Source organism: Nonlabens sp. Hel1_33_55 (assembly GCF_900101765.1).
GTDB lineage: Bacteria > Bacteroidota > Bacteroidia > Flavobacteriales > Flavobacteriaceae > Nonlabens.
On the sequence record NZ_LT627735.1, the window covers coordinates 786,961 to 798,920 of the forward strand.

General features: G+C 34.6%; 11 protein-coding genes. All 11 read right to left on the reverse strand.

Features of this window, described 5'->3' with window-relative positions:
- Nucleotides 1–113: 113 nt before the first annotated feature.
- The 11 genes from drt3b to BLO34_RS03375 all read right to left on the reverse strand — a co-directional run bounded on the left by drt3b (nucleotide 114) and on the right by BLO34_RS03375 (nucleotide 11,959).
- A complete protein-coding gene (gene drt3b / locus BLO34_RS03325) occupies nucleotides 114–2,132 on the reverse strand; it encodes an antiviral reverse transcriptase Drt3b (RefSeq protein ID WP_090752571.1) in 2,019 nt (672 codons plus the stop codon).
- A complete protein-coding gene (drt3a, locus tag BLO34_RS03330; protein ID WP_090752572.1) occupies nucleotides 2,132–3,457 on the reverse strand; it encodes an antiviral reverse transcriptase Drt3a in 1,326 nt (441 codons plus the stop codon). Before drt3a ends, drt3b begins: the two co-directional genes overlap by 1 nt.
- A gap of 14 nt (nucleotides 3,458–3,471) precedes the next feature.
- Complete coding sequence (locus BLO34_RS03335) at nucleotides 3,472–3,843, reverse strand: hypothetical protein (RefSeq protein WP_090752574.1); 372 nt, start codon at nucleotides 3,841–3,843, stop codon at nucleotides 3,472–3,474.
- A 74-nt stretch (nucleotides 3,844–3,917) separates the two neighbouring features.
- Nucleotides 3,918–5,312, reverse strand: coding sequence for an HNH endonuclease family protein (locus tag BLO34_RS03340; protein WP_090752575.1), 1,395 nt, complete (start codon nucleotides 5,310–5,312; stop codon nucleotides 3,918–3,920).
- Between the two features lie 60 nt (nucleotides 5,313–5,372).
- Nucleotides 5,373–6,473 carry a hypothetical protein gene (locus tag BLO34_RS03345; protein ID WP_090752577.1) on the reverse strand — a complete coding sequence of 367 codons (1,101 nt, stop codon included), beginning with the start codon at nucleotides 6,471–6,473 and terminating at the stop codon, nucleotides 5,373–5,375.
- 11 nt (nucleotides 6,474–6,484) lie between these two features.
- Nucleotides 6,485–6,925 carry a hypothetical protein gene (locus BLO34_RS03350; protein ID WP_090752578.1) on the reverse strand — a complete coding sequence of 147 codons (441 nt, stop codon included), beginning with the start codon at nucleotides 6,923–6,925 and terminating at the stop codon, nucleotides 6,485–6,487.
- Nucleotides 6,926–6,957: 32 nt separating this feature from the next.
- Nucleotides 6,958–9,768: an Eco57I restriction-modification methylase domain-containing protein gene (locus BLO34_RS03355; protein ID WP_090752580.1), complete on the reverse strand. Its 2,811-nt coding sequence runs from the start codon at nucleotides 9,766–9,768 to the stop codon at nucleotides 6,958–6,960.
- A 201-nt stretch (nucleotides 9,769–9,969) separates the two neighbouring features.
- Nucleotides 9,970–10,230 (reverse strand): hypothetical protein, encoded by a 261-nt coding sequence (locus tag BLO34_RS03360; protein WP_090752581.1) that lies wholly within the window; start codon nucleotides 10,228–10,230, stop codon nucleotides 9,970–9,972.
- Between the two features lie 3 nt (nucleotides 10,231–10,233).
- The gene (locus BLO34_RS03365) at nucleotides 10,234–10,818 is read right to left on the reverse strand and encodes a GIY-YIG nuclease family protein (protein ID WP_157686654.1); all 585 of its coding nucleotides are present in this window, start codon (nucleotides 10,816–10,818) and stop codon (nucleotides 10,234–10,236) included.
- Between the two features lie 239 nt (nucleotides 10,819–11,057).
- Nucleotides 11,058–11,294 (reverse strand): hypothetical protein, encoded by a 237-nt coding sequence (locus tag BLO34_RS03370; RefSeq protein WP_090752584.1) that lies wholly within the window; start codon nucleotides 11,292–11,294, stop codon nucleotides 11,058–11,060.
- Nucleotides 11,295–11,362: 68 nt separating this feature from the next.
- Nucleotides 11,363–11,959: a ParA family protein gene (locus tag BLO34_RS03375; protein WP_090752586.1), complete on the reverse strand. Its 597-nt coding sequence runs from the start codon at nucleotides 11,957–11,959 to the stop codon at nucleotides 11,363–11,365.
- Nucleotide 11,960: the final 1 nt, after the last annotated feature.

An 11,960-nucleotide genomic window follows, 5' to 3' on the forward strand; every position in this document is an offset into this window, starting at 1 on the left:
AGAAAGCAGCCCGCTCAGGCTGCTTCTTTATATTTACTCTCTTTTTATCAAAGAGTAAATAGAACGCTTGTGTGTGAACTCCCGAGGAAGTCGTTATTTGAGCGGAGCGTATTTTAATATACTTCTTGGCTTTTCTTTGCTTCTAATTCTTTTCCAAAATTAAAATTATCCCATTTAGTAAACCAATATTTTTGGTAGTTTATTAGTTTAGATTTCAATCTGCCATCTGATGAGCTTATACTGAATAATGGAAACAGCTTGTTTTTAAAGGTTCTGTCTAAATAAGGACAACTAAGTAAATCGAAAAATAACATTACCAACTCGGCACTTTGAGTGCGATTCTCAACAGCGACATTTTTAATTTTGTTAATTATATACTGCTCTAATATTCTTCGTAGAGATTTATATCGCACCTTATTTCCTATATAGAAGAGAATAACAGTAATAGAAAAATAGTGCAATGGGAATGAGCATCTTTTATTTTTTATATCGATACCCATATAATAAGCAAGCACGTCTTGGTCAAGTCGATATTCGCGGCCTAGATCTTTTAAAGATAATAGTAAATAAAGTGTTTCTATTTGAATGTGCTCTTTCATTCGATCCTTTTTAAGCACTAAAAAGATTTCATCGTATACTTTTTTAAACACCTGATCTTGATGATCATTGTTCAGATATAACTTTGCAAACTGTATAATTTTGGCTGTGATTGAACACAATTTTATGGTGCTATTTACTCGTGGCTCTACGGCATAAATAAAGAAAGTTAAATCTAAAATTTCTAAAATGATTTTGCTTGTAAATAATCGATCACGATTAGTTTCTCCATTTATTTTTATAAATGCGACTACCTTATTGTCTATGCAACCTAAAGTGAAGTTTTGAATATCCTTGTACCTTACATCCGCACCTTTTACAATTATTTTGTATTCAGTGATAAGTTTATTAGAACTTACATAAAACGTTTCAGGAATAGTATCGCTATCCAGAGTATATGATAAGTTTTTATCTAAAAGTTTTACAATGTTAACTTTAGCTACTGTTATTCCTGTAAGTATGGGCTTCAAATACTCTTCGCTTTTTTCTTCGTTTAGACCGAGTTTATAATCTCTTAGTTTTAATCTAAACCTTCCGACCACTTCATCTTTTATGGCTTCATCATTGTAAAAAATGAAATAATCATCCACATAGCGATATATTTCATAGTCTCTTTTATGTATCAAAGGCGTTTCAAGCTGAAGCAATTGCTCATAGATGGTCTTGTCTATTTTTTGTAAAATAATCTCAGCAAAAATCCTTGAAAATTCTGGGCCAATGACTATTCCATTAGTTTCTCCGTAGTTAAGGTTTTGAATTAGCCGGTCAAATTTGCCTCCGAATGTGGAACTTGATTTACCAATGTTATGTTTGACTATCTCTTTTTCCAATAAAGCCCAACTTATAGAGTGTGAGTATATGCTATCAAAGCATTTTGAGATATCGAACTTATAGAGGTGTTTGTATTTTTTTTCACATCTGTGATATTTGTACGACTCATAGAATTTGTGAATATTGCTTATTTCTTTATAAGAAAAATAAGTTTTGAGATTTTCATACTCTTTGTCAAATTCTTCAACACCAGCTATTTCGTGATCTGGTGATAATGTATCATAATGTAATCTATCTTTAAAGTAAGAATACTGAGCAACTTTAAAAGGGTAACGGATTGAAAACTCACTTCGATTAGAGTAGTATAATATGAGATTTTTAAAATTGCTGTAAAATTCAACTACACATATTTGACTTTTGGGATGAACAACTGTAAGCTCTCTAAATTCCTTTTTTTTATGTGATATTTTGTACTGAAAGGGTATTGCTTTTAAAGCTCCTTTAGGCACATTAAGAGTGTAGCTAGAATTTGAGTCAGAAAGAATATATTTATCAGTAAGACCAAATAGTATTTTTATAATTGATTTAGTGGCTGGATCTGTATCATTCCAAAAAATCCTATCGTTTTCTACAATGACACCTTTATTACTTAAAAACTTATAAAAGAATCGATTTGAAAAGGTTGCTGGTGTTTCATAGGGTAGAACCTCAGATAAAACCACGCGCTGCTTTTTTGAAGTAATGGTACTTTTGTTTTTCTTCATTACTTCCAAATTTTCATTATTTCTCTAAATTGTACACCAGTAAAAGCTGAAAACCTCCTGTTTTCAAAACCATCTTGAAAAGTATATTTACAAAGTCTTTTTTTTAATGAGGCTGATGATAATTTTGTATGAATTTCTCTCTTTAATAAACCGTCCAACCTACCTATTTGATTTTTTTCAGTCAAGAAGTTATTAGAATAGTAAATACCAATTAATATTTTAGATTTATTATTTGCAAGTCTTGTATTACCTGTTAGAAAGCGAATTCGCCACACAAGTATTTTTCTTGCAAGTTTTTCATTAACCACGGATAAATTTGCGTAATTCTCAAATGAGGTCTCTATACGTGTCTTTAATTTATCATACTTACTTAAGGTCAGCTTAGTTTTGACGACTCCTTCTTTAATGATAAAGTTATAACCTAAAAAATCAAACCTATAGTTTTTATCATCTAGAATTTCTCTTGTCAATGTTTTGGCTGTATTAGTTAGTAAGTCGCTATTGTTTTCAATCGCGGAAGTTATCTGTCCAAGGTAGTCTACCTTAGGCTTATTTGGATTTGGTAGCAGGATAATTATAATATCATCAACGTAGCGAGCATAATAAATAACATCGGGTTGTTGCCTTATTATTTGGTCAATCTTACGCATGTATATTTCTGCCAAATAAGCACTTATACCAATACCACGCGGGACCCCAACGTGACTGCCTGATAAATCTCTATAACTTCTTAGGACTTGATTAATTAGCTTGCGAGACTTTGGCGTAAGTAGATTATCTTGATTTATTTTTTTACGTAATGTTGTATGATCAATTGACTCATAAAAGTTTTTGATATCTGTCCTAACAATAATTTTTGGAAAGTTATTTTCTAATAATCCCTTTAGTTGATCTACAATCATATTGCGGTCGGACTGTTTGACACCATACAAACGTGATAAATTGAATTGTAACTGTTTAATTGCAAAAAAAAATTCTGGCGTACTATCTATTGTATATAGATTTTTACCGCCAGGGATTTTTATTTGTTTCAGAGCTATCTTAAATTTTGTTTCGGCAATATTTGAGCTGATTGCGTTCAAAACAGCTTCTACTTCTAAATCTCTATTCTTTCTTATTTGCTCTTTAACTTCATTGAAAAAAATATGTAAATCTTTACGACCTATTTTTTTATTATGCTTTGCGAGATTGCCATATATTTTAATGTCATTAGTAAACGCTCTTATAGAGGTAAGCCCCAACTTATCTTCAACAAAAAGTCCATTTCTATTTGCTATATCAAATATGATTCTAAAATTTTTACCAGAGAATGATTGGTCTAACATCAGTGTGTGATTTTTTATTCGTCAAAAACATATTCGTAAACTGTCTTTCTGTCCAACGGACCAGCAAGCCCATTCATTCCTTGAGGCTTCTTAGCTAGTTTAAAAATATAAACCCACTTTGAGGTAATCTTTGCTCCTTGTGGCTGAGGCATATTTTGTGTTCCTTTGGCTGAAAAATATGATTCAACTTCATTTGCTTTTATCATTGTGCCAGCATTGATGCATTTCCAATGCACAATCTTACCGTTCTTAAGTGAATGCTCTCCTTTACGACGTTTTTCGTTATTAGTTATTCCCGCATACCAGCCGTTGAATCGTGGGTTTTTACTTCCCATCGATGACTTGATAAATTTGGTCAGTTCGCCTTTAATTGCTTTTGCTTCCATTCAACTATCCTTATAAAATTCGTTAATTCGTAGCCTTATTGTTTTTCTACAAACTTTATCACTTGAGTATTTCTCTAAACCTTGGCACCTTTTGATAAATTATGAGGTGCACAGAGGAGTTCTCCATTTTCAACAATCGTCTGGCCACCTCTTGAATGTGGTATTACATGATCAGCTTGATAGTTAGACCAACTGACTTTAGATTCTTTTTCAGATTTACCTTCTCGCAAGCATTCTTGACAGCAGCCTTTTCCATCTCTATAAATAATCAAGCGCTCTAACTCTGAAAATGCACGTTTCTCGTCTTTTTCAAGAAGCACAATTTCATTATTTTTCAGATACTCAAAAAAGACTTGACGCAATATCCTATCTCTGACTTCTAAATCGTTTTCAGATTGTTGTCTTCTATTGCTGAATGTAAGTAGATCGGTATCACTTGCTTCGTCATATGTTTTCCATCTTTTATGAAAGCTGTAAACGAACTCTCGGATGTGCTTTTGAATGTTCTCGTCCAAAACGTAATACATCCTAAGATGCCTAATTAGCATGTAAATTGAAATAATGAAGTACTCCGTAGACAATTCTTTAATCCCATTTTTTTCATCCAGTATAGGATCATCTTTAAAGATGTTATAAATCGCTTTTAAATTCTTGCGAACCTCTATAGCAACTTTTGAATTCTCAAAGCTATAATCTCCAATTCCCTTTGCTGTTTTGTGATCATTTATGAACTCGGTAATCTTTTTATCTCCTAGATCAGCATAACCACCTGCGTTTTCAATAATTAGAAAACGAGCCATGAATTGTAAATGTTTCATTCTCTCATTGTCTACATTTAGTAATGAAAAGAAAGACATCTTATCAGGATTGCTATCAATAGTAGCATACGTCTCGTAATCAAAAGTTAAGTCGTCTGCATACTTCACGATAAAGTTTCTACTTAGACTAGATAATTGGGCATGAGCGATTTCCATATAATTCAAGGTTTCACCCTGCTGCAGGCGCCAGAAGATGTCCGTTGCGATAATCTGATGCTCTACACTTTCCGGTTGATCAATATCCTTAATTACGTCTGCTTGATACTTCAATGACTTATCTATAAACTTTCGTACATCAGTACCCAGGTCTCTATAATATTTACCAGCGACACCTTCTCCCAAATCGCTCAATGATTTCGGTAATGGATACGCATTATTAAAAAAATCCTGAACCGTAGTAATACGTTGCTGACCGTCTACAATTTCAAAAAGTACGTTGCTATCGTCTAATCGCACCTCTCTAATTACCAGTTTAGGAATGTAATATCGACGAAATAAACTATCCATCAAGGATTGCTTTTTTTTGCGTTTCCAAACTACCTTACGCTGATATGGAGGTCTAGTCACATAGTCCTCTTTATAATCAAAAAAGTCCTTTATACTGATTTCTTTGGGAACTGTAGTGTATGCTGATTTTGGGTTGAATGCCATTATAAATTTATATGATTTGAATAGTGAGCAAATTAGTAACTGATTCCAAGTAAAATATAATTAACGAACTGTTATACGAGCTGGCTTTTTTCTTTTACGCTGACCAAAAATTTCGGGAGGAATAAAAAATTGTTCAACTTCCTTTTTGAATTTTACTCTATCCCTGTTTATATCTTCGGGTAAAATACTATCTAAAACCTCCATTTGTGGATTACAATCTTGTAATGTTACTTTGGCGCTAACTTTAAGATTAGTTAACAAGTCTAAATCTACTCGCCTATTAAATGCAGGGAAGCTGTAGCCCACAATCACTAAATGATCTGTTTGAGATAGGATTTCACGACTACGTTCAAGCTTTTCGGCATCCATTTCCCAAACATAGGAAATATCTTTTCCAATGTTGTTTTGATCTCTTTCGCTAAACTGTTTGATTAGAGTAGCATAAAAAGTTTTTTCTGTTTGTAAGTTTTGTTGGATGAAATTAGGTGTGAGCTTACCAGAACTATTGAGGTGAAAAGCAGAATGGCCATTCAAATGAATAATTTGTCTGTCCTTAAAATCTGTAGAATCTTTAGGTAACATACCCGTATTTAAATTTTCTAAGTAGAACCCTGTATCGAATGTAACCCCTGATAACTCGCAAATTGCGCATTCCAATTGCAAATCATAGTTGTACGTCAAAAAATTGATATTGCTATCAAGTTGATGAGCCAATTGATTATCATTTTTATCTAACAGAATAGCCAACAATCCAAAATATCTATGATCAATAGATTCATAATGTTGCTTTTTATCCTCGTTTAAATAAGGAATAGCTTTAGGGTTCGTAATAGTCCTGTAATGCCACCATGAAAAAAAGGAATCGACACAAAATTTTAAGACATCTAAATAATAGTCTGCATGTGAAAACCAAAGTTTTCTCGCTACAGTATCAATTGTACCGTATTCAAAAGACCTTTTACAATATTCCTTTATTAACGTCGCCAGATGAGCTCGATCATCATATAAAGGATTTTTTTGATCAAAATATGAATCTCGAGAAGGTAGGGATTCTAAATAATCAGCAAAATCATACATGGATTGTGTAAGCTTCTTCTGTATCGGTACTGAATGATAACTTGCACCAGCGCCGAACCAATACGTAATTTTAGGACTACTCATAAATACTCTCTCTAACTTTTTTCCACAATAGCTATCTCCTCCTCAGTCAACCCATATAGTTTATAGACCATTTGATCGATTTGCTTCTCGGTTTGCTGGATTTGGGTTTGAAGTTCTTGGGCTTCTTTCTTTTTGACCTCAAAGGCATCCATCCAGTCCATCTCGTCAAGCTTTGTCAATGCCGGAATCTCTGGGTGGTTTTCCTTGCTCCTGATTTTGTTGGTAGCTTTTATGGCTTTGTTGAGTTCTTTGAGGAAGTCGGCGAACTCGAGTTCGTGCCAAGACTCTAGTTTCTTTGAAGTCTTCTCAATATTACTTGAATAAACTAGATGCCTCAGAAACTTATCACTTAAAGTTTTTTTAACCTTGTGAGATGAACTAAGCTTTTGAACAGTATTTTCAAAATTGATCTTGTCAGAAGCATCAATCGTTACGATAGGTATAAGTGACAAATATTGATAGATGAACCTCAAATACCCACCTCTTACCTCTGGAGAGATGCTTTTGTAAAAAAAGTAATCAGTTTTGAATTTAATATTCCTAAAAGATACAGATCCGCATTTCCAATTATGTATGCAGTATTTACAAGAGTATAGTGTTCCTTCAAATCAAGAGCGAAATTACCTCGCTTGGAAATATCGGGCAGTAATAATTTTGGCTTGTCAAATTCATCGTAATAAGAACATGATCTTAACTCCCACCAGTATTCACCTTGATCTGATCTGGTTTTGGCTTTTTCTTTAAATTTTGAAAGGTGTGTTATAATTTCTGGATGATACTTCTCCATAAACGCAATCGGTTCTAAATCCCTACGATGCTTATCTGTCCATCCATTTGGAATTAATATCAAATATGTATCGTTAAAATCAATTGCATATCTCTTAACATCCCTTCCAGCTAAAAATGGCTTTATTAATTCAATTGAATTTGAGTTTTGTTTTAATATAAATTCTTTCTCTTCTCTGGATATAAGAAAAGCCTCGTTATATCCTGTTTTTACACCGTAAAAAATTTTGGAATCAACATAATCGATAAGTTTAGTGCCAAGCGCTTTCAACTTATTCGTAAGATCACTTATTGATTTATCTACTAATGACCATGAGTCTTCGGTCAAATTCTTACTAGCAACATTAAAGTGTGTTTGCTCGACTAACAAATTCAAATCAGCAAAATCTAAGCTTTCAGGTTGAGTGACCCTAAATAGGTTATTAGGTTGACCAGATTTGATAGTTATTACACAAGGGTAAGCAGCTACATCTTTAAAAACATTTAGATCTCCAAAATCGACAATTTCTACTATTTGCTTTATACTCAACCACTTTCTGAGAGGTTTCGCATAGTTAGCCTGCATCCATTTATTTGCGACTATAATACTATATATACCAGTTTCTTTAATAAGCTTATCCACACTCAACTCAAAAAAGTAAGTATAAAGATCTGCTGTTCCTTGAAACACATTGTAATGCTTTTTCAAATAAGGCTTAATGTCAGTAAAAAGTTCTTGCCTTACATAAGGCGGATTCCCGATCACGACATCAAATCCTCCTCGTGAAAACACTTTCGCGAAAGCGGACTCCCATTTAAAGGCTTTATCACCGGCAACTGCTTTACTATCGATCAAGCTGTTCCCGCATTTGATGTTGCTGCTTAAATCATTGAGTTTGCGACGTGGCTGTGCGGTACGCAACCATAGCGACAGTTTTGCGATCTCTACACTTTCTTCATTGAGGTCAACGCCATAGATGTTGTTTTCTAGGATGGTGTTCTCGATATCTGGAAAGGCAAAACCACCGTGGTATTTTGCAGACAGCTCATCCAGGTAGTTGTGCTCGCGTATGAGAAACTCCAGCGCCTGGTTGAGAAAGGCCCCAGAGCCACAGGCAGGATCACAGATGGTGAGTTCCAGCAGCCAGTTGCGGTAGGTCTCCAGATCACTGATTCCCTTTTTAGAGCGCGCCTTTGCGTTGCCGAATCGCTCGTCTGTAATCTTGAGTTCGCGTTTCTTTTCTTCACACAGCTTGCCCACCGTGTTGTCCACGATGTATTTGGTTATGTATTTAGGCGTATAGAACACACCGTCTTTCTTGCGTTTGCTGGTTTGTTTGTCAAACTCGCCACCCTCAATCTCTGCATTGACGCTCTCAATCTCATTCAGGGAGTTTTCAAAAATATGACCTAGGATATTGACGTCTACCTGGCTTTCAAAATCGTATTTGGATAGCTTTAAGGCATGCTTGTACAACAGCTCACTATCAATATCCAGCGCATCCAGAATGGAGTCGGGCTTAAAAAGCCCACCGTTATAAGCATAGATCTCATCGTGGCCTTCCTTGCCCGCTCGACCTTGATCAAGAAAGTTGAAATTGAGTTTGAAACGCTCGTAGAGCGTGACGTCCACATGCATGTCTACCAGCTTTTTCCAGTCCGTAATGATGGTATTGGTAAAGTTAGAAGGCAATAGCGATCGATCCTCTGCAAAAAAGATGAATAGGAAGCGGTCGATGAGCTTTTGGGACTTCTTAAAGAGTGTGAGTTTAACGTTTTTCTCTAGACGTTGTAGGTCTTCATTGGTATCGATATTTGCTTCGACATGCTTAGCATGACTGTTGGAACCAGAACTTGTTAATTTTGACTTGACCGTTTTGGAATTGCGTTTGACCAGATCTCTGTAGAGTTCGCGTTTGAAAACGGAATAATCTTTATAAAATGCTTTGGTAATTTCTTCTTCCTCAACGATGGACGCCTGCTTGATGTGGAGCGGTGCGTTTTGAAGCAACTTGTCTTTATGCAAGCACAGGTACAGTAGGTTAAACCGCTTTCGCGAAAGCGTAAACAAATCAAACTCTTCAAACTCTGTTGCATCATTGATGTAAAAGCGAAGTTTCTCAAAGTTGGACGTAATGATATATACGCAGCCAGTCTGGTAGTTCTTGTAATCAAAAGCTTGCTTGCGTATGCTCTCCAGATCCTTTGTATTCATTCCCTTCAATTCAATCACTGCCAGTGCGTTGCTTTCCTTTAGAATGGCGCCGTCTGCCTTGCGGGCATTGGTCTGGTTTTTAAACTCTGTCGTTAGGTTTGAGTTAGGATTAGGAAAGAGCGTGTACCCTAAAATATTGACAAAGAGCTCGTGCAAGAAGGTCGCCTGATACTGTTCCTCATTGGCCGTTCTAATGTTGGTCTGTATGGTGGTATTCCAAAAGTATTTTTGGAATTTCTTATAGGCCTTATCAACAATAGATTCGTCAAGTTGAGCTAGGTGTGATTTAATTACAGAGGTCTGGAATAATGCCATTAAATAGGAAGGAATATGGCACTAAGTTAGTCATAAGGTTTGGGTTGAGATGGTGGGGTTTGGGATTTGGACTACAAAGTTTTCATTGGGTTTTGAACAACGAAATTTACTAAAAATCTATATTTCAAATACATAAGAAAATGTAGTTTTCTAGATTGCTGTATTTCTAGATTTCTAGAAAACTACATTAAAGTAAAAGTGTTATTTGCTTTTTGTATCTGGAAATAGCTTGTTCTCTGGATTATATGGCTTTCCTCTATTAGCTTGTTGAATTGCCTTATCGTCTAGATAAGCTATCAAAGACCGGTCATTCTCATAGTTTTTCAAAATATCATTAGGATCAGTTCTTGGCCCATCATAATCTTGAAGTCTGCATACTTGTTCATAGGTATAGGGTTTACCGTTTTTTGGATTGAAAAAGCATTCGCTCAAATCGATATTTTCATTCTGATTTTTTTTCATGATTTATATTTTATAAAAATTATCGTATCCTTCTATAGCCACATCATCAACTCGATTAATCCCGATCTTTATTGCATAATTGTAAAGCGCAGTATTTAAAATTTCTCGATATGCGATATTGTTCTCTATACAGTAGTCGTTAATATCATTTTTTAGTATTGGGGAAATTCCCTTTATTGTTTTGTCGATAGGGAAATAGACTTTTGGAATACCTTTCTTGAAGTATTGACCACATACATCAATACCAGAATAAGATTTATAGATAATACCATATTTATCCTGGTCACCTAAAAACTTTTCTACCACAGAAAATGCCTCGATGTATCTCACTTCATGCATTCCGCTGAAATTACTTTCAGGTGTCCATTTTGTTTTCCACTTCATAGTTATTTCCAAAAGATTTTTTTCTAATAAATTAATCTTTGAGGTTTCATCGTGAGTTATAACTGAAGAGTTATAGTAATCTATTCTCAAGCTTGTAGCATTTTCTAAGCAGTAGATTCTTTGCTTGAGATTTTTAGTAATTCCAATCTTAAAGACGTTATTGTAGTTATTCTTGAATTTTAGGAGATATAATATTTTTTTCATTTTGGCGATTTTGATGATTAGCATTACATCAATATCTATAAAGCATAAAGCGAGGAACTGAAACTATCTAGTCTTAAGGCCTTGCCAGCCGTGCACCACAATAGTTCAGCCCTCGCAGTTGCAAGGGCGTTTTACTATGATGTGGTGCAGTGGTAAACGGCAAGTTTAAAGACCAATCAAAAGCTAAACGCTTATAATATGTATTCTACTTTAAGTCAATTTAATTGTTTGGCTTAAAATTAATCATTGCTTCTGAGATATTGTGTAATACTCTTATTAATAATTTTTTTGATTGTTTCATTTTCCTTTAAGGCTTGCATTTTCAGCCTTTTCATTAGGCCTTTTTCAACATAGCAGGAAAGTTGGACTTCGTCCTTAGGATTTTTCTCCAGTATTGGAACTACTTTTTGTTTAATTGCTGGTGGCTTTTTAGCTTTGATTTTGTCCATCCAATTATTTATTTCGTCCTTTTCCATTGGTGTAGATTTATATTAATGTTTAATTGTAGAGATCTAGATTTATAGTTTTATAGCGCTATACAATTCTATTGTTCAAGTAATTTTGTTAGTATTTCTCTAGTTAAATTGTCAATTTGACTTATTGCTTTATCGTTTTTTCCCAAACCGCCTTGAATTACTGATCTTGTAAAAGAAACTAAATCGCTGATGTGAGTTTTGGCTACAGAAGCCTCCAATTTATTGAGTTCAATTAAGATGTCAAGGGTCAATGTTGTGTTAGGCTTGACCATATTTAGAACGATCATTGTTTTTTTAAGACCTCCAGTTTGATTTATCAACTCTATCGTATTGGTAATAGCCATAAGGTCTAAAACCCCAGCCTTAGTAGGAACAACAATTAGATCTGCAATACGTATCAATTGAGGCAATGAACTTGACAAGTAGGGTGGTGTGTCTATAAAAATGAAGTCAAACCTAAGAGAACTTATCGAATTCAAATCTGCCGGACTTTCTAAGATATCCATTGTTTTAGTGGTTGATTGCAATTGCATCAAACTGCCTTGAGCATCAAAATCAATGATTGCGACTTTAGCGCTGTCCGCAAGGTTAAGTGCTAGATTAAAAGTGAGGGTAGATTTACCTACACCGCCTTTTTGATGGGTAATTAGTATAATTTTACACATT